This is a genomic window from Bacillus cereus group sp. N11 (assembly GCF_016483605.1).
GTDB classification, from domain to species: domain Bacteria; phylum Bacillota; class Bacilli; order Bacillales; family Bacillaceae_G; genus Bacillus_A; species Bacillus_A toyonensis.
The window spans coordinates 1-230 of the sequence record NZ_JAEHBN010000124.1 but is presented as its reverse complement, the minus strand read 5'-3'; the positions used below and the strand labels follow the sequence as shown (position 1 = coordinate 230).

Sequence of the window (230 nt, the reverse complement as noted above, 5' to 3'; positions counted from 1 at the left end):
CTGAATGACTCCTTCCCAATTCCGAACCATGTATTTGAACGTGAAGCAGACTAAGCGAACAGTAAGAAAAACTTCCAGCCTGTAGGATCAGGGCCGTTTAAGTTTAAAGAGAATAAATCAGATGAGTATGTTGCATTAGATAGATTTGATGATTATGTAGGTGGGAAAGCTAAGTTAGAATATATCTTATACCGAGTTGTAAAAGACCGTAATACAGCAAATGTTAAACT

At 36.5% G+C, this 230-nt stretch carries 1 pseudogene; it reads left to right on the top strand.

Annotated elements, in window-relative coordinates:
* Positions 1-230: pseudogene (locus JDS98_RS29965) on the top strand (ABC transporter substrate-binding protein); the annotation flags it as partial.